At 68.4% G+C, this 25,403-nt stretch carries 25 protein-coding genes and 1 pseudogene; 15 read left to right on the top strand and 11 right to left on the bottom strand.

The window, feature by feature from the left end:
• Both aztC and aztB read right to left on the bottom strand, forming a co-directional pair.
• Window positions 1-870, bottom strand: coding sequence for a zinc ABC transporter substrate-binding protein AztC (gene aztC / locus J3476_RS03335; RefSeq protein ID WP_286182556.1), 870 nt, complete (start codon window positions 868-870; stop codon window positions 1-3).
• Window positions 871-920: 50 nt separating this feature from the next.
• Entirely contained in the window at window positions 921-2,909 is a 1,989-nt protein-coding gene (gene aztB / locus J3476_RS03330; protein WP_207065125.1) for a zinc ABC transporter permease AztB, read from the bottom strand.
• 20 nt (window positions 2,910-2,929) lie between these two features.
• On the opposite strand from aztB, the gene aztA reads away from it, so the two are divergent.
• The gene (gene aztA, locus J3476_RS03325) at window positions 2,930-3,586 is read left to right on the top strand and encodes a zinc ABC transporter ATP-binding protein AztA (RefSeq protein ID WP_207065124.1); all 657 of its coding nucleotides are present in this window, start codon (window positions 2,930-2,932) and stop codon (window positions 3,584-3,586) included.
• Window positions 3,587-3,595: 9 nt separating this feature from the next.
• On the top strand, window positions 3,596-4,360 hold the full coding sequence (locus J3476_RS03320; RefSeq protein WP_207065123.1) for a LamB/YcsF family protein: 765 nt from the start codon (window positions 3,596-3,598) through the stop codon (window positions 4,358-4,360).
• Here J3476_RS03320 and J3476_RS03315 read toward each other — a convergent pair.
• Window positions 4,353-4,673, bottom strand: coding sequence for a helix-turn-helix transcriptional regulator (locus J3476_RS03315; RefSeq protein ID WP_207065122.1), 321 nt, complete (start codon window positions 4,671-4,673; stop codon window positions 4,353-4,355). The genes J3476_RS03320 and J3476_RS03315 overlap by 8 nt on opposite strands.
• A gap of 104 nt (window positions 4,674-4,777) precedes the next feature.
• Between J3476_RS03315 and J3476_RS03310 the strand changes: the two genes are divergently transcribed.
• From J3476_RS03310 to mrf, 4 genes are all read left to right on the top strand, one after another.
• Window positions 4,778-5,983: an MFS transporter gene (locus J3476_RS03310; RefSeq protein ID WP_207065121.1), complete on the top strand. Its 1,206-nt coding sequence runs from the start codon at window positions 4,778-4,780 to the stop codon at window positions 5,981-5,983.
• Window positions 5,984-6,035: 52 nt separating this feature from the next.
• Window positions 6,036-7,034 carry a permease gene (locus J3476_RS03305; RefSeq protein ID WP_207065120.1) on the top strand — a complete coding sequence of 333 codons (999 nt, stop codon included), beginning with the start codon at window positions 6,036-6,038 and terminating at the stop codon, window positions 7,032-7,034.
• Window positions 7,031-7,741 carry a TIGR03943 family protein gene (locus tag J3476_RS03300; RefSeq protein WP_207065119.1) on the top strand — a complete coding sequence of 237 codons (711 nt, stop codon included), beginning with the start codon at window positions 7,031-7,033 and terminating at the stop codon, window positions 7,739-7,741. Before J3476_RS03305 ends, J3476_RS03300 begins: the two co-directional genes overlap by 4 nt.
• Before the next feature lie 100 nt (window positions 7,742-7,841).
• Entirely contained in the window at window positions 7,842-9,038 is a 1,197-nt protein-coding gene (mrf, locus tag J3476_RS03295) for a ribosome hibernation factor-recruiting GTPase MRF (RefSeq protein ID WP_207065231.1), read from the top strand.
• Here mrf and J3476_RS03290 read toward each other — a convergent pair.
• Both J3476_RS03290 and J3476_RS03285 read right to left on the bottom strand, forming a co-directional pair.
• Entirely contained in the window at window positions 9,004-9,303 is a 300-nt protein-coding gene (locus J3476_RS03290; protein WP_207065118.1) for a WhiB family transcriptional regulator, read from the bottom strand. The two genes, mrf and J3476_RS03290, sit on opposite strands and share 35 nt — an antisense overlap.
• Entirely contained in the window at window positions 9,300-9,575 is a 276-nt protein-coding gene (locus J3476_RS03285; RefSeq protein WP_207065117.1) for a type B 50S ribosomal protein L31, read from the bottom strand. Before J3476_RS03285 ends, J3476_RS03290 begins: the two co-directional genes overlap by 4 nt.
• A 91-nt stretch (window positions 9,576-9,666) precedes the next feature.
• Here J3476_RS03285 and J3476_RS03280 point away from each other — a divergent pair, with 91 nt between their 5' ends.
• The 3 genes from J3476_RS03280 (at window position 9,667) to J3476_RS03270 (ending at window position 12,656) form a co-directional block, all read left to right on the top strand.
• The gene (locus tag J3476_RS03280; RefSeq protein WP_207065116.1) at window positions 9,667-10,584 is read left to right on the top strand and encodes an MBL fold metallo-hydrolase; all 918 of its coding nucleotides are present in this window, start codon (window positions 9,667-9,669) and stop codon (window positions 10,582-10,584) included.
• The gene (locus tag J3476_RS03275; protein ID WP_207065115.1) at window positions 10,575-11,819 is read left to right on the top strand and encodes an SLC13 family permease; all 1,245 of its coding nucleotides are present in this window, start codon (window positions 10,575-10,577) and stop codon (window positions 11,817-11,819) included. Before J3476_RS03280 ends, J3476_RS03275 begins: the two co-directional genes overlap by 10 nt.
• Before the next feature lie 63 nt (window positions 11,820-11,882).
• Window positions 11,883-12,656 (top strand): SGNH/GDSL hydrolase family protein, encoded by a 774-nt coding sequence (locus tag J3476_RS03270; protein ID WP_207065114.1) that lies wholly within the window; start codon window positions 11,883-11,885, stop codon window positions 12,654-12,656.
• 10 nt (window positions 12,657-12,666) lie between these two features.
• Here the strand turns inward: J3476_RS03270 and rlmB are convergent, their stop codons facing one another.
• The 4 genes and pseudogenes from rlmB to carD all read right to left on the bottom strand — a co-directional run bounded on the left by rlmB (window position 12,667) and on the right by carD (window position 16,147).
• Complete coding sequence (rlmB, locus tag J3476_RS03265; RefSeq protein WP_207065113.1) at window positions 12,667-13,617, bottom strand: 23S rRNA (guanosine(2251)-2'-O)-methyltransferase RlmB; 951 nt, start codon at window positions 13,615-13,617, stop codon at window positions 12,667-12,669.
• The gene (cysS, locus tag J3476_RS03260) at window positions 13,617-15,008 is read right to left on the bottom strand and encodes a cysteine--tRNA ligase (protein ID WP_221354986.1); all 1,392 of its coding nucleotides are present in this window, start codon (window positions 15,006-15,008) and stop codon (window positions 13,617-13,619) included. The genes rlmB and cysS overlap by 1 nt, the downstream gene beginning before the upstream one ends.
• Before the next feature lie 158 nt (window positions 15,009-15,166).
• Window positions 15,167-15,637: pseudogene (gene ispF / locus J3476_RS03255) on the bottom strand (2-C-methyl-D-erythritol 2,4-cyclodiphosphate synthase); the annotation flags it as partial.
• A gap of 21 nt (window positions 15,638-15,658) precedes the next feature.
• Window positions 15,659-16,147, bottom strand: coding sequence for an RNA polymerase-binding transcription factor CarD (carD, locus tag J3476_RS03250; protein ID WP_011892341.1), 489 nt, complete (start codon window positions 16,145-16,147; stop codon window positions 15,659-15,661).
• Window positions 16,148-16,552: 405 nt separating this feature from the next.
• Here carD and J3476_RS03245 point away from each other — a divergent pair, with 405 nt between their 5' ends.
• The 3 genes from J3476_RS03245 to disA all read left to right on the top strand — a co-directional run bounded on the left by J3476_RS03245 (window position 16,553) and on the right by disA (window position 19,753).
• The gene (locus J3476_RS03245; protein WP_207065230.1) at window positions 16,553-17,116 is read left to right on the top strand and encodes a hypothetical protein; all 564 of its coding nucleotides are present in this window, start codon (window positions 16,553-16,555) and stop codon (window positions 17,114-17,116) included.
• 95 nt (window positions 17,117-17,211) lie between these two features.
• Window positions 17,212-18,600: a DNA repair protein RadA gene (gene radA / locus J3476_RS03240; RefSeq protein ID WP_207065110.1), complete on the top strand. Its 1,389-nt coding sequence runs from the start codon at window positions 17,212-17,214 to the stop codon at window positions 18,598-18,600.
• 22 nt (window positions 18,601-18,622) lie between these two features.
• Window positions 18,623-19,753, top strand: coding sequence for a DNA integrity scanning diadenylate cyclase DisA (disA, locus tag J3476_RS03235; RefSeq protein ID WP_207065109.1), 1,131 nt, complete (start codon window positions 18,623-18,625; stop codon window positions 19,751-19,753).
• A gap of 31 nt (window positions 19,754-19,784) precedes the next feature.
• Here disA and J3476_RS03230 read toward each other — a convergent pair whose 3' ends face one another.
• Both J3476_RS03230 and J3476_RS03225 read right to left on the bottom strand, forming a co-directional pair.
• On the bottom strand, window positions 19,785-20,564 hold the full coding sequence (locus J3476_RS03230; protein WP_207065108.1) for a hypothetical protein: 780 nt from the start codon (window positions 20,562-20,564) through the stop codon (window positions 19,785-19,787).
• A gap of 91 nt (window positions 20,565-20,655) precedes the next feature.
• Window positions 20,656-21,276, bottom strand: coding sequence for a carbonic anhydrase (locus J3476_RS03225; protein WP_163679548.1), 621 nt, complete (start codon window positions 21,274-21,276; stop codon window positions 20,656-20,658).
• A gap of 28 nt (window positions 21,277-21,304) precedes the next feature.
• On the opposite strand from J3476_RS03225, the gene J3476_RS03220 reads away from it, so the two are divergent.
• The 3 genes from J3476_RS03220 to J3476_RS03210 all read left to right on the top strand — a co-directional run bounded on the left by J3476_RS03220 (window position 21,305) and on the right by J3476_RS03210 (window position 25,362).
• Window positions 21,305-22,183, top strand: a complete 879-nt coding sequence (locus J3476_RS03220; protein WP_207065229.1) for an A/G-specific adenine glycosylase — start codon at window positions 21,305-21,307, stop codon at window positions 22,181-22,183.
• Between the two features lie 36 nt (window positions 22,184-22,219).
• Window positions 22,220-22,816, top strand: a complete 597-nt coding sequence (locus J3476_RS03215) for a TetR/AcrR family transcriptional regulator (RefSeq protein ID WP_207065107.1) — start codon at window positions 22,220-22,222, stop codon at window positions 22,814-22,816.
• A gap of 137 nt (window positions 22,817-22,953) precedes the next feature.
• Window positions 22,954-25,362, top strand: coding sequence for a PQQ-binding-like beta-propeller repeat protein (locus tag J3476_RS03210; RefSeq protein ID WP_207065106.1), 2,409 nt, complete (start codon window positions 22,954-22,956; stop codon window positions 25,360-25,362).
• The last annotated feature ends 41 nt before the right edge of the window (window positions 25,363-25,403 follow it).

The raw sequence follows: 25,403 nt of genomic DNA, 5'->3' as shown, positions 1-25,403 counted from the left end.
TCATCGCAGCCCCTTGACGATGGAGTCGGTGTTGGAACGCATCATGTCGACATACGTCGCGCCGGGTGTACCTGGCGGACTCAGTGATTCGCTGTAGAGCGGCACGATCGTGACGGCGATGTCGGCCTGCTCCGACAGCACCCGGGCCAGCTTCTCCGGTTGCGATGAGTCGATGAAGATCGCAGGTACTCGAGCGGTTTCGATGGCACCCACGAGCGATTCGAGGTCGGATGGACTCGGAGCGGCCAGGGTGGTCCCGCTGGGCACGATCGCACCGATCACCGTGAAGCCGAACCGCTGAGCGAGGTAGCCGAGCACGTGGTGATTGGTGACCAGCTTTCGGCGCTGGACAGCGATGGTCTCGAAGTCGGCGGCCATCGAGGCGTCGAGCTCTGTCAGCTGCCGGCGGTAGACCTCAGCGTTGCGCACGATCGCGGCGGTGTCGATTCCGTTGACCTCATTGACGATTGCATCCTCGATGACACCGACAGCGGTGATCATCCGTTGCGGATCCGTCCAGAAATGCGGGTCGGGCGCACCCGCGGTATCGCCTTCGGAGTACCGGATCGGATCGATGTCCTCGCCTACCGCAAGGGTCGGAACGCCCTGTTCCGCGGCACTTTCGACGTTTCGTTCCACATTCTCCTCGAGCCCCAGGCCGTTGTAGACGATCAGCCCCGCCGAGTTCATCGCCGCAGCTTCCTGAGCGGAGATGCCGAACGAGTGTGGGTCAGCGTTCGGCTTCATGAGGACCCGGACCTCAGCGGCGTCACCGACCACGTGGCGCACCACGTCACCGAGGATATTGGTGGTGACGACGATCTCACTGCGTCCAGGGTCCGCCCCACCGCCGCACGCAGAGACGGTCACGACGAGAGCAGCGACGAGCCACGCCAGGCTCCAGTGCGAACACGTCGGCCTCACCGCCCAGCCTCCACCATCAGGCCGGGTACGACCTCGGTGCGAAGCGTGCGGGCGATCCTGATCCCGTCGGCGTAGTCGATTTCGTAGATTTCCCTCGCGGCTGCGTTGTTGACATAGGCCCGATCGGAGTCGATGTCGATGACCGGTTGGGGGCCTTGATCCGGCACACCGTCGTGGAACAGGGACACCCGCGCAGTCTCGGTGCGCTCGTTGACGTCGAAGGAGCCCAGGCTCCCGTCCCGGTGCAGTACGAGCACGGCGCCGTCTCCTGCGGTGTTCGCGGCAACCGCGTCGGGCACGTCGATGGCGGTCCATCTGCGCTGCCGGCTGTCCAGAACCCAGACCGTGCCCGCCGACAGCCCGGCGAACACGTCAGCGCGGTCGCGGTGGTCCATCTGCTGTGGGTGCTGCGTCGGAGCGTCGGGCGGAAATGGCATGGCGGTGACCGTCAAATCTTCGTCTCCGCCGGTGACTCGCACCGCGCCTGTCTCGCAACCGAACACCACGGCGCGCCGCGACGCCCTCGACCAGCTGGGGTTGGGGCACTCGCCGGCCAGGTCGGTCGCGCCGTCGTCATCGACAACGTGCATACGACCCGTACTCGAGACGGTGACGACGCGGTTTCCGAAGGGTAGTGCCGCAGTAACCTCCCGACCGAGGGAAAGTCCTGCCGGCTCGACGGCGTGTTCTCCGAGCTTCTCGTAGTCCAGAACCGCGACATCGCCTGCGTCGGACGCGACAGTGGCGAGCGAATTGCTCGCGGCCGCTGAAGAGACCGGAATGTCGACTGAGCCGACCATCACCGGATCAGCCGCGAAGTAGTGGTAGTGATCACCGTGATCGAAGGTCCATGCGCCGGCATCCACGATGGTCGCGCCCCGTCCTGTCTGCAGGTAGGCGTAACGACCGTCACCCGCGATCGCGGCGACCGCGCCATAGGAGCCGATCATGGACTCTGTTTCGTCGACGGCGTCGTATACCGCCGTGTCTCCACTTGCCGGGTCAACGATGACGAGTTTCGTCAGCGGGCCGTCAAGTTCCCGCGCACCCTCCACGACGACCTCGTCGTGCTCACCGGCGGGCGTTTCCGGCGGTTCCTGCGGCGCTGGACTGCTGCCCGAGCAGCCGGCGACCAGACAAGCCCCGGCCACCGCTACCGACGCGCGCCGCCAGTGTGACCGCAACTGCGACAGGAGCGTCGAGGCGAAGAACATCAGCACAGCGACCCCGGCGATCGTGGCACCACCGGCCGTCTCGGCGTACCACGAGATGGTCAGTCCGACATACACCGCGGCAGAGCCGATCAGCGCGGCGAGCACCATGACCGCCGGAATGGATCGCGCCCACGCCAACGCAGTCGCCGGCGGCGCCACCAGCAGACCCAATACCAACAAGGTGCCGACCACGTGGAAGGACGCCACCATGGCGACGGCCATCAACACCGTCAGGGCCGGGATCGCCAGCTGCGGCCGCAAACCGAGCGTGGCCGCCTTGCGCGGATCGAATGTGACAGCCACGAACGCACGGTGCCCGATCACGACGGCGATGAACGTCGACGCCAGCGCCACCGCCAGGACGACGAGGTCGACCGTGCCGACTGCGAACACGTCACCGAACAGAAAGCCGGTGAGATCGACGGCGAAACTCTGCGATCGCGAGACGATGATGACGCCCAGCGCGAGCGTGCCTACCAGCAGGAGACCGATACTGGCGTCCGACGCGAGTTTCGACGACCGACCGATGGCGGCGACACCGAGCGACATGGCCAACGCGGCCAGCAGCCCACCTGCCATCAAGCTGCCACCCAGCAACGCGGCGACCGCGACACCGGGCAGCATGCCATGTGTCATCGCGTCACCGAGAAAAACGCTGTGGCGCAGTAAGACCCAGCACCCCACCACGGCGCACAGGCACGCCGCGATCACTCCGGCGACGAGAGCCCGAACGACGACGTCCGCTTCGAACGGCTCCGTCAACAACTGCATGGCGTACACTTCTAGCAGTAATGAAAGTCATTTTCAATAAGACGGACATCCGCACCGCCCGGATCCAGCTGACCGCCGTGGCGTTCAGCTATGGCCGCGTCCCGGTGTTCGACGGGCTCGACCTGCAGATCGAACCGACCTCGTTCACCGCGGTCGTCGGCGCCAACGGGTGCGGCAAGTCCACCCTGCTGGATCTGATCGCGGGAGTGCTTCGTCCCAACCGCGGCCACCTCCATGTCGGGGTTCGCGACATCGCCTACGCCGTGCAGCGCAGCCAGGCCGGCGACAACTTCCCGATCACCGCTGCCGAAGCCGTCATGATGGGCCGCTGGCGCCGGCTGGGACTGCTACGCCGTCCCAGCGCGGCCGACCACGCGGTCGTCGAGCACTGGATGACCGAGCTCGGCCTCGCGGACCTCCGGGACCGCACCCTGGGCGAGCTCTCCGGCGGCCAGCGCCAGCGCGTCCTGCTTGCTCAAGCATTGGCACAGGAAGCTCCTCTCCTGCTGCTCGACGAACCCACCACCGGCCTCGATGCCGCCTCGGGAGCGCTGGTGATCGCCCACCTACGCCGCCTCGCCGACATGGGCACAACCGTCATCGCGGCCACCCACGACACCGCACTCACCGCGGCGGCCGACCACCGCATCGACATCGCCGGGCACGCACCGCACTAGGCTGGGGCGATGGCAGCAGGCTCGGTGGACCTCAACGCCGACCTCGGCGAGGGCTTCGGCGTCTGGACACTCGGCGATGACGACGCCATGCTCGACATCGTCACCTCGGCCAATGTCGCGTGCGGCTTCCACGCCGGCGATCCGGCGAACCTGTTGACGGTGTGCCGGGCGGCCGCGGACCGGGGGGTACGCGTCGGCGCCCAGGTCAGTTACCGCGACCTCGCCGGTTTCGGACGGCGATTCATCGACGTCGAACCCGCCGACCTGACCGCTGACGTCATCTACCAGATCGGCGCAATCGCGGCGTTGGCCACGGCGGCCGGCACGTCCGTCTCCTATGTCAAACCACATGGTGCGCTGTACAACTCGATAGTCACCAACCGTAGCCAGGCGCATGCCGTCGCAGCGGCCGTGCATGCGGTCGACCCGTCGCTGCCCGTACTGGGCATCGCCGGATCGATGTTCTTCGCCGCCGCGGAGGAATTCGGACTGCGCGCCGTCCCCGAGGCGTTCGCCGACCGCTCCTACCGGCCGGACGGCAAGCTCGTGTCACGCCGCGAACGCCACGCCGTGCTCGAGGATGTCGACGAGATCGCCGAGCGGGTGATCTCGATGGTGACTCACGGCCGCGTCGACGCGGTCGACGGATCGACGATCCCCATCACCGTGGAATCGGTGTGCGTACACGGCGATTCACCCGGCGCCGTACAGATCGCGACCGCGGTGCGCCGCCGCCTCGTCGACGAGGGCGTGACACTCGCGCCGTTCAGTTAGCCGACTCGGCGTTCACGCCCTGCACGATGCTGTTGAGAAGTCCTGGGATGGCCGCATCGACCTCCGCACGACGCAGTCGCTGATGAATCAGACCGTCGATGGCCAACCGTTCGGTCACCCCCGCTTCGCGCAAGATCTTGAAGTGGTGGGTGGCCGTGGATTTGTTGATCCCGTCGTAGAGTGCGCCGCACTGCAGTGGTTTTCCCGCGTTGTAGAGACGGCGGACCATCTCCAGGCGCACTGGATCGTGGATCGCGGCCAGCACCTGCTGCACCGTCCCGACCTGGGCGGCGACCCCTGTGTCGTCTGTCATCCACAGTGCCCTTCACCACACGAGGTTTGATATCGGTCAAACCCAGCGTACGCTCGGCGGGGTTCGATATCTGTCAAACCTACTCGACGGGAAGTGCATCCGCGATGGTGGCGTTGGATCGTCCGGGCCAGCAGCAGCGATGGGCCTATCCACTGCTGCTCGTCGTCAGCGGCGTGGCGCTGGGCGTATCCGGCCTCCCCGCGCCGCTGTACGGCATCTACGAGAGCACCTGGCACCTCTCGCCGTTGGCGACGACAGTCGTCTTCGCCGTCTACGCGCTCGCCGCGCTCGCCGCGGTGCTCGTCTCGGGCCGCGTGTCCGACGTGGTCGGACGCAAGCCGGTACTCCTGGCCGCGCTGTTCGCTCTGCTGGTCGGGCTCGGGATCTTCCTGGTGGCCGACAACATGGCGCTTCTGCTGTTGGCTCGCACCATCCACGGCGCGGCCGTCGGCTCGATCGTCGTCGCCGGCGCGGCCGCGCTGCTGGACCTGCGGCCCGACCGCGGGGTGCGGTCCGGGCAACTCAGCGGAGTGAGCTTCAACGTCGGCATGACTATCGCGATCATCGGTTCGGCATTGCTGGCCCAATACGCCCCTCACCCACTGCGGACCCCGTACGCGGTCGTGGCGGTGATCTGTCTTCTCGTCGGCATCGGGCTGCTGGCATTGCGCGAACCCCACACCGCCCGCAATCCCGGTCCGGTCCGCATCGCCAAACCCGCTGTCCCCGTCGAGATCCGCGGCGACTTCTGGTTCTCCGCGCTGGGCGTGATGGCCTCCTGGTCGGTGCTGGGCGTGTTGCTTTCGCTGTACCCGTCGCTGGCGGCGCGCCAGACCCACATCGACAACCTGGTGTTCGGTGGCGCTGTCGTCGGAACGACCGCCTTCGCGGCCGCCATGGCCCAGCTCGCCGCGACGCGGCTACCTGCCAGGTACTCCGCGATCATCGGTGACGTCGGTATGGCGCTGTCGTTGATACTCACCATCCCGGTGTTGATGACACATCGGTGGCCACTGGTGTTCGTCGCCGCCGTATTGCTCGGGGTGACCTTCGGTCTGGGCTTCGGTGGATCGCTGCGGCACCTGTCCGAAGTCGTCCCCGCGCACCGTCGCGGCGAGACGATGTCGGCGTTCTATCTGGTGGCTTACACCGCCATGGCGGTGCCCACTCTCGTCGCCGGCTGGGCCGCCACCCGGTGGGAGCTCTCTGCCGTGTTCCCCTGGTCCGCCGGCAGCGTCGCCGCCGCGTGTCTGATCGCCGCCGTAGTCGGCCTGTACGGCATGCGAACGCCGGCCTCAGCCCGCCGCTGAGCTGTCGGCCTCCGTGTCCACGTGACCGTCGCAGCTCGTTCCTGCTGGCACAATGGCCGCCGTGGCGGTTGAAGCGCAACCTCGCCGGACGCGTCTGGGATCGATGCACGTGCTCGTCGCCGTGGTCGTGGGGCTGGCGCTCGCCGGTTCGTTCCTGCGCAGCGTCGTGGCCGGAACACCCGACATCGCCACGGCCGCAACGGTGTTCTGTGGGATCTTCGTCCAGGCTATTCCGTTCCTGGCGCTCGGCATCCTGGTCAGCGGTGCCGTCGCCGCGTTCGTCACCCCCGATCGGCTGGCCCGCTGGTTACCGCGGCGGCCCGCTGCGGCGATCCTGGCCGCCGGGGTCGGCGGCGCGGCGCTGCCAGGCTGCGAGTGCGGTTCGGTGCCCATCGCCCGCCGCCTGTTCGGAGAAGGTGCTGTCGGGGCCGCCGCGCTGACGTTCATGCTCGCCGCGCCGGCCATCAACCCCGTGGTGCTGGTGTCGACGGCCGTCGCGTTCCCCGGAGAGCCCCGGATGGTCGCCGCGCGCTGCGCCGCATCGCTGTTGACCGCGCTCATCATGGGTGCGCTCTGGGCTCGCTTCGGCCAGCCGCGGTGGATCACCCGCCGCATGCCGCACCTGCACGGCCACGACGGATCTCGCTGGACCGTGTTCACCGAAGCGGCGCGACACGACTTCCTGCAGGCCTCGTCCTACCTGGTGATCGGCGCCGCGGCCGCGGCGGCGCTGCACATCGTGGTGCCTGAATGGGTGTATGACCACCTGGCCGGACAACTAGTTCTCGGTATCGCGGTGATGGCGTTGCTGGCGGTGATCCTCGCGCTGTGTTCGGAAGCCGACGCGTTCGTCGCCGCCAGCCTGTCGATGCTTCCGCTGGTGCCGCGGCTGGTGTTCCTGGTCGTCGGCCCCGCGATCGACATCAAGCTGTTCGCCATGCAGGTCGGCATGTTCGGTCGTGCCTTCGCGGTGCGCTTCGCGCCGGTCACGTTCGTCGTCGCCGTCGCGGTGGCGACGGGAGTGGGCCTGCTGGTGGTGGGCAACCGATGAGCCGCGAAACCGAGAACGCGCTGCTGCTGCTGGTCGGGGTCAGCACGCTGATCATCTCGGCGACCGGCACCTTCACCCGTTACGTGAAACCCTCGCTGCTGCCGTGGCTGATGGCCTCGGCGGTCCTTCTGATCGTTCTGGCGCTGGTGTCGATCGTCCGCGACATCCGCAGCGGCCCACAGGAGACCGAGCACGGTCACCGGCATCGCTCAGGTGTGCTGTGGCTGCTGATCGTGCCGGTCGCGTTGCTGGGTTTCGTCGTGCCTCCGGCCCTCGGCCGACAAACCGCGCGGCCCGCCGTGCGAGAGGTCTCGACCGAGGTGTTGCGGCGGCCGTTCCCGGCGCTGCCCGCGCAACGGGCACCGGAGCTCGCCCTGCCCGAGGTGCTGGTCCGAGTGGCCCAGGACTCGGCGAACACCCTGGATGGGCGACTCATCACCGTCACGGGCTTCACCATGAAGGACGGTGACAAGGTCCAGCTCGGCCGCGTGGTGATCCTGTGCTGCGCTGCCGATGCCCAGCTGGCACGACTCGATCTCGTCGGACCGGCCGCCGCACGTGCGGCCGCGCTGGACGACGGGACCTGGGTGCGCGTGGAAGGAACGATGCCGCCCGGGCAGAGCGACTCGTCGATGCGCTCGACCCCGACGATGCAGGTGTCCGCCGTGCAGGAGATCGAACCGCCCGAGAACCCGTACAGCTACTGACCCCTCGGACGCCGTTTTCGACACCGCCCGACCGGCGAGGTATCGTCGCACCCAATCTAGATGGAAAGGGTTTTCGTTAAGCGGTGGTGTTGAGGTGACGATGAAGCGAACACCGGTGATCGTGGTGGCCGGCCAGGAGATGACCGACGACGTCTGCGAGACGCTGGCGCAGACGCCGGGCACGATCGTGGTCCGGCACCGCTTCGACGGCCAGGTGGTGGTGCGCAGCGTGCGCATCGGCGACGACCTGCGACCGCACACCTCGGAATGGCCGCTGGAACTGGCCAACTGCTGCGTCGACTGCACGATCCGAGAAGACCTGTTGATCCTGCTGCGCCGCCTGCACCGGCGCGACGACGTGAGGCGCATCGTCATCCACCTGGCGCCCTGGCTGGAGCCCGAGCCGGTCTGCTGGGCCATCAACAACGTCATCGTCCGGGTCGGACCGGGATACACCGACGGCCCGGCGGCCCGCGACGTCCGGATCGAAGCGGTGGTGAGCACCATGCACACCGCCGCGTGGCTGACCCAGGCGCTGGACGACGAAGTGCTCGACGACGACCGGACCGTGGCCCAGGTCGTCGTCGGCCAGGCCGAGTTCGCCGATGTACTCGTGCTGTCCGCGACACACGACCGGACGTCGGCGGTTCTGCGCCGGCTGGCACCGCGATCGCAGCACGTCGTGGGTCCAGCACTCCTGGAACCGGCGCTGGCGTCGCTGCAATGGACCGCCCGGCGCGGCCGCGAGCACAACCCCCACGAGGCGCTGCTCGCCGGGCAACCGCCGCTGGGCGCCGACGGCGACGTCGAGCTGGTGGAGTTCAGCGCTGACCGACCGTTCCACCCGATGCGGCTCCATATCGCGATCGACGATCTGCTCGACGGCGTGGTGCGGGTACGCGGGCGAGCCTGGCTGGCCACCCAGCCCGACGCCGTGGTGTGGATCGAATCCGCCGGCGGGGGACTGAAAGTGGGCCATGCCGGTGAATGGCTCGCGAGCTCAGCGGAGCATTCCGACGGATACGCCGACCCCGAGCGGGTGGCCCTGGCCGGTCTGCGGTGGGACGAGCGGTTCGGTGACCGCCACATTTCCCTGACCGCGCTCGTCTGCGGCGCGGACCCGGGCGTGATCACCAACGCGCTCACCGGGGCCCTGCTGACCGACGACGAGATGGCGCGAGAACGGGATTGGGCCACCTACGACGATCCGTTCGGCGACTGGCACGAGGATCCGTGCGACGACTTCGACGCCGCCGACGACGTCACCCAGCGGCATCAGGACGACGAAGGCCACTGACCGCAGCATCAGGACGACGATCGCCGACCGGGCCCATCCCGGCGCGTTCACGCGGGGTGGTCGCACCCCAGATACCGTGCCGTTCAGGATGTTCCAGTGCGTGGGTCAAACACTGCGGGCGTACCGCGCAGCGGTGGCAGATTCGCTTGACCTCATCCTCACGTGCGCGCCGGAGACTGCCCTGGCACTGCTCGGAGGCGTAGAACAGGTCGGTGGGCAGACCACGGCAGCGTGCGTGCTGTCGCCAGCCCCACCGGTCGGTCACTGCCCGTGCGCGCCCGGGCGCCGACTTCCGTAGCGGCGGTTGAACTTCTCGACCTGACCTGCGGCGTCGACGATCCGACGGCTTCCCGTCCAGAACGGGTGCGAGTCCGCCGAGACCTCCACGACGACCAGGGGATACTCCCGCACGCCCTCCGCGGTCTCCCATTCGATGGTCTTGTCGCTGGTCAAGGTCGACCTGGTCAGGAACTTCGTGCCGGTGTTGGCGTCCTGAAACACGACGGGGTGGTAGTCGGGGTGAATTCCCGCCTTCATGAGCTGCCTCCACGGTCACAAACTATTTGAAAATCATTTCCATTAATACCGGCTCCGGCCGCCCCACCGCAACCCCGCCTAAGGTGGCGTGATGCGTCTGAAGTTGGGCCGGCCCGACCTGGCGGCTTACCGCGGCTTCTGCGACGTCCCCGCGGCGTCGGGGGACGCCGAGTTGTCGGTGACCTGGGCCGGGGTCACGACCCTGCTCATCGACGACGGTGTCTCCGCGGTGCTCACCGACGGGTTCTTCAGCCGGCCCGGCCTTCTCACGGTGGCCACCACCCGCCCGTTGCGGTCCAGCAGCCGGCGCATCGAATCGGCTCTGAACCGGCTGGGTGTACAGCGCCTGGCCGCCGTGACGCCGGTGCACACCCACTACGACCACGCGATGGACTCGGCGGCGGTGGCCGATCTCACCGGCGCCCGCATCATCGGCGGATCGTCAGCCGCACAGATCGCCGCCGGCCACGGTCTGCATCGGGCCGACATCGTCACCCCCGGTGAGCCCGTCACCGCGGGCCACTACGACATCACGCTGATCGAAGGGCACCATTGCCCACCGGATCGATTCCCGGGTCCCATCTCCGCCCCCGTCGCCCCCTCCGCGCGGGCGTCGGCCTACCGATGCGGCGAAGCCTGGTCGACCATCGTCGCGCACCGCCCGACCGGCCGACGACTGCTGATCGTCGGCAGCGCCGGATACCTGCCGGGGGCGCTGTCCGGGTACCGCGCGGACGTGGCCTATCTCGGCGTCGGGCAGCTCGGCCTGCAACCGGCTGATTACCTCGTCGAATACTGGACGCAGACTGTCCGCACGGTCGGCGCCCGCCGGGTGGTGCTGATCCACTGGGATGACTTCTTCCGCCCGCTCGACAAGCCCTTGCGCGCACTGCCTTTCGCCGCAGACGATCTCGACGCCACGATGGCCGTGCTGACTGGGCTCGCCGAGCGCGACGGGGTGACGCTGCACCTGCCGACGCTGTGGCACCGCGCCGACCCATGGCGCTGATCCTCTCCGTGGCCGCCCTCGCGGCCGTACTCGGCTTCGCGTTGCGGCGCCCCCGCGGGTGGCCCGAGATCGTGGTGGCGCTACCGGCGGCTGCACTGCTGCTCGCGGTCGGGGCGACCACGTGGGAGAGTGCGCGCACCGAGGTGACCGACCTGCTTCCCGTGGTCGGCTTCCTCGCGGCGGTGCTCGTGCTGGCCCGCCTGTGCGACGACGACGGGCTGTTCCGCGCGGCTGGATCGGCGATGGCGCGCAGCACCCGGGGGAACCAGAAACGCTTGCTGGCTTCGGTGTTCGCCATCGCCGCGGCCGTCACGGCGATCCTCAGCCTGGACGCCACGGTGGTGCTGCTGACCCCCGTCGTGCTGGCCACCGCCCGCACCCTCGGCGTGCCCGCCCGGCCCCACACCTACGCCACCGCCCATCTGGCCAACAGCGCCTCGCTGCTGCTTCCGGTGTCGAACCTGACCAACCTTCTCGCATTCAGTGCCGCCGGGCTGTCGTTCCTGCACTTCACCGCCGTCATGGCACTTCCCTGGCTGGCGGTGGTCGCGATTGAATTCCTGATATTGCGAGGGGTTTTCGCCAAAGATCTGGCCGTGGCGCCGCGCCCGCGGACCGACGCAACTCCGGCCCCCTGGCCTCGCTTCACCCTCGTCGTGCTGGCCCTGACATTGGCCGGGTTCGCGCTGACCTCACTGGCCGGGTTGTCCCCGGCGTGGGCTGCGCTGGCCGGGGCACTGGTACTCGGCATCCGCGGTCTTGCCACCGGGCGGACAACGGTCACCAGGATCACCGTCGCCGCCGACGGGCCCTTTCTCGTGTTCGTGCTGTGCCTGGGCGTGGTCGTCGACGCCGTGATGCGCAACGGCCTGGAATCGGCGATGCAGCAGATCCTGCCCGACGGGACGGGGCTGCCCGCGCTGCTCTGGATCGCCGCGGTGGCCGCGATCCTGTCCAACGTCGTGAACAATCTGCCGGCGGTGTTGGTCTTGCTGCCGCTGGTGGCGGCGGTGGGGCCGGCCGCCGTACTGGCCATGCTGATCGGCGTCAACGTCGGACCCAACCTCACCTATGTCGGGTCACTGGCGAACCTGCTGTGGCGCAACGTGGTGCGCACATCGGACGTCCCCACCGGCGCCGTCGCATTCAGCCTCGTTGGACTGTGCACGGTCCCGCTGACACTGGTCGCCGGCGTGGCAGCGCTGTGGGCCGGTCTACAACTGTTCAACATCTGACCCTCAACGTTTCACCTGCCAGAGCAGCGGTGCGGCAGGCGCAACCGCGCCTGAGCCGGGACAATGAAGAACGTGGCGGCCTACCGCAGATACGTCGCGCTGGGTGATTCCTTCACCGAAGGCATCGGCGATCCTCACCCCGGTAGCCCGAACGGCGTGTGCGGCTGGGCCGACCGGCTGGCCGCGCGACTGGCGAGAGCCGATTCCGAATTCCGCTACGCCAACCTCGCCGTGCGAGGCCGGACCATGGACGACATCCTGACCGCCCAGGTGCAGGCCGCCATGCTCGCCGAACCAGACCTGGTGACCATCTACGCCGGAATGAACGACCTGATGGCCCTGCGCGTCGACATGGACGCCATGATGGCCCGCTACGCCGACGGCCTGAAGTCCCTGCAGCAGACCGGCGCCACGGTCCTCGCCTTCACCGCGCCGGACCTGGGGGCCAAGCCCATGTTCCGCGGGTTGCGCGGGCGGGCGGCGATCTACAACGAACTGCTGCGCCGCATCGCCGACGACCTCGGCGTGGGGCTCATCGACTTCTGGCGCTTCGACGAATTCCGCGACCCCCGGCTCTGGGACCACGACCGGGTGCACCTGTCGGCACTCGGCCACGAGTTCATGGCCGAGCGGGTCTTCGACTGCCTGCCGGACGCCGACCCGCTGACCTGCCCTGCGACGTCGTTTCTGGCCGCTCCGTCCGGCAGCGCGACAGTCGTCGGCAACGTACGCTGGGCGGTGTCGTTCGCGGCGCCGTGGGCCATCCGGCGGCTGCGCCGGATCACACCCGGCATCGGGATCGAGCCCAAGTCCACCACGCTGGCAAGGGTGGGCTGAGCCTGCGCTGTCAGCTCCGGCGTTGCCGGGCGATGTCGGCGAGCACCACACCCGCCGCGACCGCGGCGTTGAGCGACTCGGTGGGTCCCGCCATCGGGATCGACACCACCGCATCGCAGTTCTCCCGCACCAGCCGGGACAGTCCCTTGCCCTCCGACCCCACCACCAGCACCGTCGGGCCATCGGCCTCGAGTTCGTCGATCGTGGTGTCCCCCCCGGCGTCGAGGCCGACGATCTGCAACCCGGCGTCCGCCCAGCTCTTGAGGGCGCGGGTCAGGTTCGGCGCACGCGCCACCGGCACGCGCGCAGCCGCACCCGCGCTGGTGCGCCACGCCACTGCCGTCACCGAGGCGGAGCGCCGCTGCGGAATCAACACCCCGTGGCCGCCGAACGCGGCGACCGAGCGCACGATCGCACCGAGATTCCGGGGGTCGGAGATGTTGTCGAGCGCCACCAGCAGCGGCGGCATCGCATCGGACTTCGCCGCGGCCAGCAGATCGTCGGGATGCGCGTAGTCATAGGGCGGAATCTGCAACGCGATGCCCTGATGCATGCCGTTGGCCGCGATGCGGTCCAGGTCGTGGCGCGGCACCTCGAGGATGGCGATGCCCGTGTCGGCGGCGGTCTGCACCGACTCGGTCAGACGTTCATCCGAGTCCGTGCCCAGCGCCACGTACAGCGCCGTGGCCGGCACCCCGGCGCGCAGGCATTCGACCACGGGGTTGCGCCCGAGCACGATCTCCACACCCGAGTCTTTCGAAGCGTTCCGGGGCTTGCCCTGCTGCTGGCGGGCGGTCTTGGCGGCACGTTTGGCTGCGGGATGGTTGGGCCGCTGGTGGGCGGGCGGGGTGGCACCCTTTCCTTCCAGCCCACGCCGCCGGACCCCGCCGGAGCCGACCGTCGGCCCCTTCTTGGTGCCGGGCTTGCGTACTGCGCCCCGCCGCCGCGAGTTGCCGGCCATTACTTGTCCGTTCCGTCGATGAGTGACCACTGAGGCCCGTCAGCGGTGTCGGTGACCTCGATTCCGGCCTGCTTGAGGCGGTCGCGGATCGCGTCGGCCTCGGCCCAGTCGCGCCGCGCCCGGGCGTCCTCGCGGCGCTTCACCTCAGCGTGCACGAGTACGTCGACGGCCGCCAGCGCAGCGGAGGTCTCATCCCGCGACTCCCACCGCTCGTCGAGCGGGTCGGCACCGAGGATGCCCATCATGGCGCGGATCGACATCGCCCGGTTCAGCGCGGTGTCGTGGTCGCCGCTCTCCAGCGCCCGGTTCCCGTCGGCCCGCACCGCGTGCACCTCGGCCAGCGCCGCAGGCACCGCCAGGTCATCGTCGAGGGCCGCGGCGAACTTCACCGTCCACTCACCGGGCACCACGGCACCCACCCGGGTGCGGACCCGGTGCAGGAAATCCTCGATGCCGGTGTAAGCCCGGGCCGCATCGGTGAGCGCGGTCTCGGAGAACTCCAGCATCGAGCGGTAATGCGCGCTACCCAGGTAGTACCGCAGCTCGGCGGGGCGCACCCGCTGCAGCACCGCGGGTATGGCCAGCACGTTGCCCAGCGACTTGCTCATCTTCTCACCGCCCATGGTCACCCAGCCGTTGTGCAGCCAGAATCGGGCGAAGCCGTCACCGGCTGCCTCGGCCTGAGCGATCTCGTTCTCGTGATGAGGGAACACCAGATCCATGCCGCCGGCATGGATGTCGAACTGTTCACCCAGATACGCCTCGCACATCGCGACGCACTCGGTGTGCCACCCGGGCCTACCCCGGCCCCACGGCGTCGGCCATGACGGCTCACCGGGCTTGGCGCCCTTCCACAGCGTGAAATCGCGCTGGTCCCGCTTTCCGGTGGCCACACCCTCGCCCTGATGGACGTCCTCGACCTTGTGGCCCGAGAGCTTGCCGTAGTCGGGCAGCGACGCGACGTCGAAGTACACGTCACCGTCCCCGGCATAGGCGTGCCCGCGCTCGATGAGCCGCTCGATCAACTCCACCATCTGCGTGATGTGCCCGGTGGCGCGCGGCTCGGCCGACGGCGGCAGCACGCCCAGCGCGTCGTACGCCGCCGAGAACGCCCGCTCGTAGGTGGCGGCCCACTCCCACCACGGGCGGCCGGCGTCGGCGGCCTTGGTGAGGATCTTGTCGTCGATGTCGGTGACGTTGCGAATGAAGGCCACGTCGAAGCCCTTGGCGGTCAGCCAGCGGCGCAGGACGTCGAAGGCGACACCGCTGCGCACGTGCCCGATATGGGGCAGACCCTGCACCGTGGCGCCGCACAGATAGATCGAGACGTGGCCGGGCCGCAGTGGCGCGAAATCGCGCACACCGCCAGACAAGGTGTCATACAGCCGCATCACGGCTGCGGGGCGTTCGGTCACGACGGGCCAGCTTACCGGCCGGTTCCGCTCCGACCCTCATCGCCGGTAGTGGTCTGCTCCTCGCGCAAGCGCTCGTCGGTATCGGTCTGCTCCTCGCGCAAGCGCTCGTCGGTATCGGTCTGCTCCTCGCGCAAGCGCTCGTCGGTAACGAGCGCGGTGGCGATCGCCGCCAGACCCTCGCCCCGGCCCGTCAGCCCAAGGCCGTCGGTGGTGGTGGCCGACACCGACACCGGCGCCCCGAGTAGCTCGGAGAGCATCTGCTGAGCCTCGGCCCGGCGCGGACCGACCTTCGGCCGGTTTCCGATGACCTGAACAGCCGCGTTGCCGACGCTCAATCCTGCTTCGATCAGCAGCGCGTGCACGTGTCGTAGCATCTCGGCGCCGCTGACGCCCTGCCACTGGGGTTGGCCGGTGCCGAACACCTCACCGATGTCGCCCATGCCGGCCGCCGACAGCAACGCGTCACACAATGCGTGTGCGGCGACGTCGCCGTCGGAATGACCGGAACAGCCGTCAGCGTCGTCGAAAAGCAGACACAGCAGCCAGCATGGACGCCCGGGTTCGATGGGATGGACGTCGGTACCGAGCCCGACGCGTAACGTCATCGAGGCTTCAGAGCCGAGCGACTAGGACGCGGCAGCCAGAACCTCGTCGAGAATGGTCGACGCCTTGGCGTCGTCGGTGTTCTCGGCAAGAGCCAATTCGCCGACCAGGATCTGGCGGGCCTTGGCCAACATGCGCTTCTCCCCCGCCGACAGACCACGTTCCTGGTCTCGCCGCCACAGGTCGCGCACGACCTCGGCGACCTTGTTCACGTCACCGGATGCAAGCTTCTCCAGATTGGCCTTGTACCGACGCGACCAGTTCGTGGGCTCCTCGGTGTGCGGTGCGCGCAGGACCTGGAACACCTTGTCCAAGCCCTCCTGCCCGACGACATCGCGAACACCGACGTACTCCGCGTTGTCTGCGGGTACCCGAACGGTCAGGTCTCCCTGCGCGACCTTCAGGACGAGATATTCTTTCTGCTCGCCTTTGATGGTCCGGGTTTCGATCGCCTCGATCAACGCAGCACCGTGGTGTGGATAGACAACGGTGTCTCCGACCTTGAAAATCATCAGATTCGAGCCCCTTTCACCCCTCGATGTTAACACGTGACGGAATTGGGCGCGGATCAACAATGCAGGTCAGGGGCACAGTCGACCAACACTGGGGGTTGACAGCGCGGCCGATCCGTGCAAGGTGGACGCCTGCACCAGGCGGTGTGCAGAGCGCTTTCCCACGTCCCGGTGCACGCCCGGGAGGGGCCATTTGGCAGCGCTGGGAGACTCCGGATGCGGGTCGGTCGGCGTTCGGGATCAGCAGGGCGTCAGACGCTTCGGACCTCGGCTACCGCACAGATGGGCGACCTACTACTCTGCATAGTCGAATCCACAGTGACCGCCGACGCAGCGGCCGGTCACGCCGCCTCGTCGGCCGAGCAGGAGGCCCCCGTGAAACCCTTGAACCGGCGCACCCCGATCATGACCGCAGCGCTGGCATCCTGTGGATTGGCCGCGTCCGTGGCGCTCGTCGGATGCAGTGCCGGCCAGGTGGCCCAGACCGCGACGCAGGAACCGGCCGTGAACGGCACCAGTGCCGGCGCCGGCACGATCGACCTGCGTAACATCCACCTGCGCGCGCCGCAGACCACCGACTATGTCGAGCCCGGCACCGAGGTCGAGCTGATCTTCGTCGCCGCGAACGGCTCGCCGGACGTCGCCGACGAACTGGAGTCGATCACCTCCGACATCGGTGAGGTGTCGCTGACCGGGGACACCGCCATTCCCGTCAACGGGGCGCTGATTGTGGGCGCGCCGGACACCGGCGAGCTGGCAGCCCTGGAGAGCGTCGAACCCGCCGTGGACGCCGAAGCGACCGTCGACCTGAGCCAGCCCATCACCAACGGCTTGACCTACGACTTCACCTTCACCTTCAAAGAAGGCGGCCAGACCACCGTCGCCGTGCCGATCTCCGCGGGCGAGGAGCCACGGCGCGACGACGCCGGGGCCGGCGGCGAGTCCGCGGGGCATTCGGGCGGTCACTGACCGACTCGACGGCGGCGACCCCACGGTGTGACACCGGGTCGCGACACGGCGCCGATGGGGCAGGTTCTGTCGGTCACCACCGTTACGGTCACGGCGTGGCCAGGGCAACATCGAAGACGCGCGCGCAACACCGCTGCTCGGAATGTCACCACGTCACGCCCAAGTGGGTGGGCCGCTGCCCCGAGTGCGGTACCTGGGGCACCGTCGAGGAGGTCACCCTGGCCGCGGTCGGGGCGTCCGGATCGCGGCTGGCGGTAGCGCCCGCCACGCCCGCGGTGCCGATCAGCTCCATCGACCCGGGCACCACCCGGCACTTCCACACCGGCGTCACCGAGTTGGACCGGGTGCTCGGTGGCGGGTTGGTCCCGGGATCGGTGACGCTGCTGGCCGGTGATCCCGGGGTCGGGAAATCCACGCTGCTGCTCGAGGTGGCCCACCGCTGGGCGGAGTCCGGGCGACGGGCGCTGTACCTGTCCGGGGAGGAGTCGGCCGGTCAGATCCGCCTACGCGCCGAACGCACCGGCTGCACGCACGACGCGGTCTACCTCGCGGCGGAATCCGATCTGGCGACGGCGCTGGGACACATCGACGCCGTGCGGCCCAGCCTGGTCGTGGTGGATTCGGTGCAGACCTTGTCGAGTACCGAAGCCGACGGCGTCACCGGTGGGGTCACCCAGGTCCGCGCTGTGACGACGGCCCTGACCATGACGGCGAAAACCACCGGGGTCGCGATGCTGCTGGTCGGCCACGTCACCAAGGACGGCGCGATCGCAGGACCGCGCTCGCTGGAGCACCTCGTCGATGTCGTCTTGCACTTCGAGGGTGACCGGGCGTCCGCGCTGCGGATGGTGCGCGGCATCAAGAACCGGTTCGGCGCCGCCGACGAAGTCGGCTGTTTCCTCATGCACGACAACGGGATCGAGTGTGTCGCCGACCCGTCCGGGTTGTTCCTGGACCAGCGCCCCAAGGCGGTTCCCGGTACGGCCGTCACCGTGACCCTCGACGGCAAGCGTCCGATGATCGGCGAGGTGCAGGCACTGATCGGCGCCCCGGCCAGCGGCAGTCCGCGCCGCGCCGTCAGCGGCATCGACTCCGCCCGCGCCGCGATGATCACCGCCGTGCTCGAGAAGCGTGCCCGGCTGCCTGTGGGCGCCAACGACATCTACCTGTCGACGGTGGGCGGCATGCGGTTGACGGACTCGTCCTCGGATCTGGCGGTGGCGCTGGCGATCGCCTCGGCGGCGGTGGACCTGCCGATGCCCGCCACCGCGGTGGCCATCGGAGAGGTGGGACTGGCCGGGGATCTGCGGCGGGTCACCGGCATGGACCGGCGGCTGGCCGAGGCTGCGCGGTTGGGCTTCACGTGCGCGGTCGTGCCGGCCGGGACGGCCTCGGCGCCGGCCGGATTGCGCACCCTGCCCGCCGACGACATCGTCTCGGCGTTGCAGGTCTTGACACGGATCAGCCAGAATGGCCCCACCTAGCGCTTTGACCCGTGGAGATGAGATGGCCGTGAAGCCCGCGACTTCGGGGTCGGGACGGACGGGCCGCACGGTCGTGCCGCTGGCCAGACCGACGCTGCGGGAGACCATCGCACGGCTGGCGCCCGGTACGCCGCTGCGCGACGGCCTGGAACGCATCCTACGGGGGCAGACCGGGGCCCTGATCGTGATCGGCTACGACGACAGCGTCGAAGCCATCTGCGACGGCGGATTCCAGCTGGACGTGCGCTACGCCCCCACCCGGTTGCGGGAGCTGTCGAAGATGGACGGCGCTGTCGTGCTGTCCAGCGATGGCAGCAGAATCCTGCGGGCCAACGTCCAACTCGTGCCGGATCCGTCCATCCCGACCGAGGAATCCGGCACCCGGCACCGCTCCGCCGAGCGCACCGCCATCCAGACCGGGTATCCGGTGATCTCGGTGAGCCACTCGATGAGCATCGTCACCGTCTACGTCGCCGGCGGCCGGCATGTGGTGCCCGAGTCGGCCACCATCCTGTCCCGGGCCAACCAGACCATCGCCACCCTCGAGCGGTACAAGACCCGGCTCGACGAAGTCAGCAGGCAACTCTCGACCGCCGAGATCGAGGACTTCGTGACGCTGCGCGACGTGATGACCGTGGTGCAGCGACTGGAGATGGTGCGCCGGATCAGCCTGGAGATCGATGCCCACGTCGTCGAACTCGGCACCGACGGGCGCCAGCTCAAACTGCAGCTCGACGAGCTGGTCGGCGACAACGAGACCGATCGCGAGCTGATCGTGCGCGACTATCACGCCAATCCTGAGCCGCCCTCGGCCGCCCAGGTCAGCGCCACCCTCGAAGAGCTCGACTCGCTGTCGGACAACGAGTTGCTCGACTTCACCACCCTGGCAAGGGTTTTCGGATACCCATCGACGGCCGAAGCGCAGGATTCGGCGATGAGTTCACGTGGTTACCGCGCCATGTCGGGAATCTCGCGTCTGCAGTTCGCCCACGTCGATCTGCTGGTCCGCTCGTTCGGTTCGCTGCAGGGCCTGCTGGCCGCCACCGCCAGCGACCTTCAGTCGGTCGAGGGCATCGGGTCGATGTGGGCCCGCCACATCCGCGAAGGACTGTCGCAGCTGGCCGAGTCGACCATCGCGGACCGGCTGGCCTGACGGCTGGTCAGCGTGGCCGGCTCGGCGACGCTCAGCCGACCGGGCCGGGCTGCGGCAGGTGCGGTGCACCGTTCGCGTCGGCAGGCGGCGGCGCGGCAGCCGGATCGGCGAGGATGAACGGCACGGGCGCCGAGCGCAGATTGCCCAGCTGCACCACCAGGTTGTACATCCCCGGGCCGATCGGCTGACGGGGCAACGGGCAGTTGGGCGCCGAACCCATCCCGGTCCAGGTCACCTCGGTGGTCACCTGCTCGCCCGGCTGGAACGTCTTGATCAGCGTCTCGTTCGACGGCGCGCAGTCGAGGTTGGACCACAACCGCTGGTTCTCCAGGGTGTACACGTAGGCGGCCAGCACCGCGGCGCCGACGTCACGCTGGCAGGCGACCAGGCCGATGTTGGTGACGACCATCGTGAACTTGGGTTGGTCACCGACGACGTACTGCGGTTCGTTGGTGATGCCCTTCACCGCGAGCGTGGAGTCGGGGCAGTCGTCGCCCTCCTGCAGGATCGGGGGCGGGACGACCGCGGCCGTCGGCGTGGCGGTCGGCGGTGGCGCCTGCTGCGCCGGCGGCTGGATCGGGGTCTTGACCTCAGGGTTCTCACCGGGCAGCGGCGTCGGCGGGGCGGCCTGGGCGTTCTGGTCCGCCGTTTCGTTGGCGGCGGGCTGCTCGGAGCTGGTGCTGTTCATCACGACGACCATGACGATCACGGCGATGATGCCGATGACCACCACCGCGACACCGAGCGCCAGCATGCGGCGTCGCCAATAGATCTGCTGCGGCAGCGGGCCATGCGGTTCTAGATCCAGCACGAGATCACGGTAAGGGCACGTCACGTGCCTTTGTTCGACGTTGCCCGGCGTGTCGGCGATGAGCGCTCGCGCGAAGAGCAGAGGACCTAGCTCAGCTCTCGCCGATATCGCCTATATGGTCGCGCAGCACGACCTTGCCGTCGGCCAGCTGATAGGTCAGACCGGCGATGGCCAACCGTCCTTCCCGCACCGCCTCGGCGATCGCGGTCGAGCGGCTCAGCAGTTGCTTGCCGGTCTCGGTGACGTGGCGGGCCTCGAACTCGTCGACGCGCTCCAGACCGTCGCGACGGCCGAGCAGGATGGACGGCGTCACCCGTTCGACGACGTCACGGACATATCCCGGCGGAACCGCCCCTTCGTCCAGTGCGGCCAGCGTGGCTCCCACGGCGCCGCAGCTGTCGTGGCCGAGTACCACGATCAGCGGCACGTTCAGGACCAGGACGGCGTACTCGATCGAGCCGAGGACGGCGCTGTCGATCACGTGACCGGCGGTGCGGACCACGAACATGTCGCCCAGTCCCTGGTCGAAGATGATCTCGGCGGCCACCCGGCTGTCGGCGCAGCCGAACACGACGGCGGTCGGCTTCTGGGCCGCTGCCAAGCTGGCCCGATGCTCGATGCTCTGGCTGGGGTGCATCGGCTTGCCTGCGACGAAGCGCTCGTTACCCTCCTTGAGTGCTTTCCAGGCGGTCAACGGATTCGTGTTGGGCATGGCCGACATTCTGCCTCAGCGGGTATCGATGATCGATCCGGAGGAGTTGCTCGGGTGGTATTCCGTCGCCCAGCGGGATCTGCCGTGGCGTCGACCGGGCGTTTCGGCCTGGCAGATCCTGGTCAGCGAGTTCATGTTGCAGCAGACCCCGGTGGCGCGGGTGGACCCCATCTGGCGCGACTGGGTGGCCCGCTGGCCGACCCCCTCGGCGACTGCGGACGCCGGGGCCGCCGCGGTGGTGCGGGCGTGGGGCAAGCTCGGCTATCCGCGCCGGGCCAAACGTCTGCACGAGTGCGCCGAAGTGATCGCCACCCGCTATGACGACGTGGTTCCCGACGACGTCGAGACGTTGCTGACGCTGCCGGGGATCGGGACGTACACGGCGCGGGCGGTGGCCTGTTTCGCCTACCGCCAGCGGGTGCCCGTCGTCGACACCAACGTGCGCCGGGTCGTGGCCCGGGCCGTGCACGGCCTGCCCGATGCCGGCTCACCGTCGCGGCGCGACCTCGAGGATGTCGGCGCACTGCTGCCCGATGATGAACGCGCGCCGGTCTTCTCGGTCGCCGTCATGGAGTTGGGTGCCACGGTGTGCACCGCCAGGGCACCGCGCTGCGGCGTGTGTCCGTTGAGTCACTGCGCGTGGCGTGCGCTGGGCTTCCCGGCGGGCACCGCGGCGCCGCGCCGCGTGCAGAAGTACGCCGGTACCGACCGTCAGGTCCGGGGCCGGTTGCTCGACGTTCTGCGCGCCAGCAGCTCCCCGGTCAGTCGCGCGGATCTGGACGTCGCCTGGACCACCGACCCGGCCCAGCGGGACCGTGCGCTGGACTCGCTGCTGGTAGACGGACTGGTCGAGCAGACTGCCGACGGGCGCTTCGCGCTGTGTGGCGAGGGCGACCCCTTGCCGTGACACACTGGTAGTGCAATCGATACCCGGGGAGGTTTGATGGCGCGCTCTGACGCCAAACACCGACTGGGGCCCTATCGCGATCCGAAGATCGACACGGCGGTGTTCGAGGCGACTCGACGGCTGCTCAGCGAGCGCGGCTATCGAGGCACGTCGATCGACGGCATTGCCGAGGCCGCAGGGGTCGCCCGTCCGACGATCTATCGTCGGTGGCCGTCCAAGGCGCACCTTGTCTACGACGCCGTATACCCAGACGACGCCGAGCAGGTGCAGACGACATCCCGCAATCCGATCAAGGTCATCGCCGGCGCCTTACGGGGCGTGCTCGGGCACATGGCGCTCGCGCCGGCGCGGGAGGCACTGCCCGGCTTGATGTCCGACATGCGGACCGACGAGGAACTGCGCGGCAAGCTGCAGGAACGGCACTCCTCCACTGTCGCGGCCGGGTTGTCAGAACTCTTGTCCCGCAATCCTGAGATCTTTCGCGACGTCGACGCCGATGTCGTGCTGGACATCATTGCCGGCGCAGCGATCCATGCGCTGTGCATTCGAGATGTCGACGACCTCGACACGTATGCCGAGAAGCTCTGCGACGTGCTGCTTTACGGGTTGACCTCGCGGCCTGACGGCAGTTGACCGCGGGCGGCGGCCGCCGCCTTACGCGAACGTCAATGTGATGTCGATTTCTCTTGTGCAGAAGTGTGACCCTTGCTACATTCCGCTTGTCTTTACAGACTGTAATGACAGTGCGTAAGTGCAGATGAGGAGCATCGATGGCAGCAAGACTGGTCACAGCCGACCGCGAAGGCGAACCCGGATCGGCAGGCCGCGCCCGACCGTCGGCGTTCGTCGGCCGGATCGGCGCACTCGCCTTGTTCCTCGGCGTCGGCGCCGCCCTGGCCGTGCCGGGTGTCGCGTATGCCGACTCCGAGACCTCTGCCCCGAGCGCCTCGAGTTCAGCAGACTCGTCTACATCCACCGACCCGTCGGATAACTCCTCAGCCGACAGTGACGGCGACTCCTCCCAGGACAGCACCCAGGCGGGCGACTCGGACGCAGACACCGAGGCAGACGAGGCCGAGGCAGACGCCGAACTCGAAGCCGACGCCGAACTCGAAGCCGAACTCGAGAGCGAAGCCGCGCAGGACGAAGCCGAAACTGTCGACGAGGTCATCGAGGAGGACGTCGACGACGCGGTCGGCGAGGAGACGATCGACCTTCCGGTCGCAGATGATGCCTCCCCGGCCGAGGAGAACGTCGAGGACGGTTCGGCAGCGCCCGGGGCCGACCCGGCGGTCGAGGTGGAGGTCGAGGTGACCCCGGGGTCGCCCACGGACGCACCGTCGACCCCGCCGCTACAGTCTCCGGCCTCCTGGGCGATGGCCGCCTACTCCCGGCGCGAACTCGGACAGCAGGAGTCAGTTTCAGAACCTGCTGACGCAACGGACGTTTCCGCGGGGGAGCCCGCATTGTCATCGACCGTCGAGACCGATGTCGCACCCGCGTGGAACTTCCCCGTGCTCACCGCGATCGACGACTTTCTGTTCAGCCTTGCGCCCCATACCTATTCAGCGGTCAAAAACGTGCTGCGAATGATCGTCGAAACTCCGCTGCAGACCCTCTTCGACCCGATCCGGTCAACCGTCTTCGCGGTCTCGTCGGTGACGCGCGGCGTCCTGACCGACATCGGCTTACTGCCGGCGCTGCCTTATGCCGACACGGGCTGGGTGACTCTGCACGGTGATCCAGCCAACCGCAAGGAACAACTCGGCGTGACTCCGGCCGAGGACTACAGCCGATGGGAGGCGCTGCTGGGTGCCGGCATCCTCGCAGCACCGACGATCCTGCCCAACGGCAACATCGTCGTGACCACCGGCCTGGCGGCGGGCGCGGCGAACCTTCACGTCATCGACCCCGAGGGCAATATCGTCTGGGAGTCGGCGGCATGGAGCGGCATGGAGAGCGTCGACTCTGCCGCGGTGTTGTCGAGTCCGATCATCGATCGCAACGGCAACATCTTCGTCAGCGACGGCGACCAACTGTGGTCCTATACCCAGGACGGAGACGTGCGTTGGGTGACCGTGTTGCCGTCGCCGCCCGCAGAGAATCCCTTCACACCGGGCTCACGAAACATCAACTCGTTCATCACGGCCACGCTGACCAACGATGGTTCGATCCTGGGAGTGACGCTGTTCGGACAGGTGGTCGTCGTCGACGGTGAGACCGGCGCCTACACCGCCCCGATCTACCAGATCCCCGGCCCCCTGGCCGAGCGCACCTCGACCAACCCGCCGCCGACGCTGTGGGCGGGCGGCTTCATGGATCCGGCGATCATCGACCCGATCTGGCAGGTCGCTTACGGCGGAATTGTCCGCAGTGCGAATACCCCTGCGGTGCAGGCACGCAACGGCCGGGTGATCGTCGCAGCCACCGACGCAGTCGAGGGCCTGGGCGCGCTCTACGCGTTCGAGTATGTTCCGCCCACTCCGTACGGCGAGGGCAAGATCATGTTGGCATGGGCGACTCAGATGGGGCCGGGCAGCGGGTCGAGCCCGACCATCTCCAACGACGGCAGGCTGATCTACGCCAGCGACAACGACGGCTTCCTGTACGCGTTCAAGACAAGCAACGGTGAAGTCGTCTGGAAGACGCAGTCCAACGCCGAGGCGGCCTCGGTCGCGGCCGATGCCCGCGGCAACGTCTACGTCCTGACCCGCAACAACGTCATGACCTCGTTCGACGGCGACGGCAACCTGCGCTGGAACGCCGACGTCGGGACGCTCCTGGCCACCCTGCCGGTGAGCCCCATGTGGGGGGCGCCGGTGGCCATCGGTGCCGGAAACCCCACGGTCGTCAAGGGCTTCGTCGTCCAGGACGTCATCGTGGGCTACAACGTTTCGCTGGCGCCCATCGGCCAGAACCAGACGGTCTTCGTCCCGGTGAAGGCGTCCCTGGTGGCCTTCGATCCCGTCACCGGAATCGCGCAGCGCGTGCTCGCCGACACCACCGAAGGGACCGAGGGGATTCTCAATATCGCGCCCAACGGAATGATCTATGCGACGATCGGCGCGTTCACCACGACGTCGTTGGCGCCGCTCGCGCCTTACCTGAACAATGTTCTGCCGCAGGGGTATTCGGTTCTCACTCCCGGCGGCGGGGTGAACGGCTTCATCCCGTTGTGATCCATCGAGTCTCCCGGCCGCCACTGTGCAATCGGTGGCGG

This window comes from Mycobacterium sp. PO1 (assembly GCF_017312405.1).
Classification (GTDB): Bacteria; Actinomycetota; Actinomycetes; order Mycobacteriales; family Mycobacteriaceae; genus Mycobacterium.
Note: the sequence above shows the minus strand (reverse complement) of the source record. Positions and strands in the feature narration are given on the sequence as shown.

Bases quoted from the DNA above. Each gene is read 5' to 3' on its own strand.
- J3476_RS03275 (WP_207065115.1), top strand. From the start codon at position 10,575: ATGGCGCTGATCCTCTCCGTGGCCGCCCTCGCGGCCGTACTCGGCTTC.
- J3476_RS03320 (WP_207065123.1), top strand. From the start codon at position 3,596: ATGGCAGCAGGCTCGGTGGACCTCAACGCCGACCTCGGCGAGGGCTTC.
- J3476_RS03245 (WP_207065230.1), top strand. From the start codon at position 16,553: ATGACCGCAGCGCTGGCATCCTGTGGATTGGCCGCGTCCGTGGCGCTC.
- J3476_RS03215 (WP_207065107.1), top strand. From the start codon at position 22,220: ATGGCGCGCTCTGACGCCAAACACCGACTGGGGCCCTATCGCGATCCG.
- J3476_RS03280 (WP_207065116.1), top strand. From the start codon at position 9,667: ATGCGTCTGAAGTTGGGCCGGCCCGACCTGGCGGCTTACCGCGGCTTC.
- cysS (WP_221354986.1), bottom strand. From the start codon at position 15,008: ATGCGGCTGTATGACACCTTGTCTGGCGGTGTGCGCGATTTCGCGCCA.
- mrf (WP_207065231.1), top strand. From the start codon at position 7,842: ATGAAGCGAACACCGGTGATCGTGGTGGCCGGCCAGGAGATGACCGAC.
- aztA (WP_207065124.1), top strand. From the start codon at position 2,930: ATGAAAGTCATTTTCAATAAGACGGACATCCGCACCGCCCGGATCCAG.
- aztB (WP_207065125.1), bottom strand. From the start codon at position 2,909: ATGCAGTTGTTGACGGAGCCGTTCGAAGCGGACGTCGTCGTTCGGGCT.
- rlmB (WP_207065113.1), bottom strand. From the start codon at position 13,617: ATGGCCGGCAACTCGCGGCGGCGGGGCGCAGTACGCAAGCCCGGCACC.
- carD (WP_011892341.1), bottom strand. From the start codon at position 16,147: ATGATTTTCAAGGTCGGAGACACCGTTGTCTATCCACACCACGGTGCT.
- J3476_RS03285 (WP_207065117.1), bottom strand. From the start codon at position 9,575: ATGAAGGCGGGAATTCACCCCGACTACCACCCCGTCGTGTTTCAGGAC.
- J3476_RS03310 (WP_207065121.1), top strand. From the start codon at position 4,778: ATGGTGGCGTTGGATCGTCCGGGCCAGCAGCAGCGATGGGCCTATCCA.
- J3476_RS03305 (WP_207065120.1), top strand. From the start codon at position 6,036: ATGGCCGCCGTGGCGGTTGAAGCGCAACCTCGCCGGACGCGTCTGGGA.
- disA (WP_207065109.1), top strand. From the start codon at position 18,623: ATGGCCGTGAAGCCCGCGACTTCGGGGTCGGGACGGACGGGCCGCACG.
- J3476_RS03225 (WP_163679548.1), bottom strand. From the start codon at position 21,276: ATGCCCAACACGAATCCGTTGACCGCCTGGAAAGCACTCAAGGAGGGT.
- J3476_RS03315 (WP_207065122.1), bottom strand. From the start codon at position 4,673: ATGACAGACGACACAGGGGTCGCCGCCCAGGTCGGGACGGTGCAGCAG.
- J3476_RS03220 (WP_207065229.1), top strand. From the start codon at position 21,305: ATGATCGATCCGGAGGAGTTGCTCGGGTGGTATTCCGTCGCCCAGCGG.
- J3476_RS03270 (WP_207065114.1), top strand. From the start codon at position 11,883: ATGAAGAACGTGGCGGCCTACCGCAGATACGTCGCGCTGGGTGATTCC.
- J3476_RS03300 (WP_207065119.1), top strand. From the start codon at position 7,031: ATGAGCCGCGAAACCGAGAACGCGCTGCTGCTGCTGGTCGGGGTCAGC.
- J3476_RS03210 (WP_207065106.1), top strand. From the start codon at position 22,954: ATGGCAGCAAGACTGGTCACAGCCGACCGCGAAGGCGAACCCGGATCG.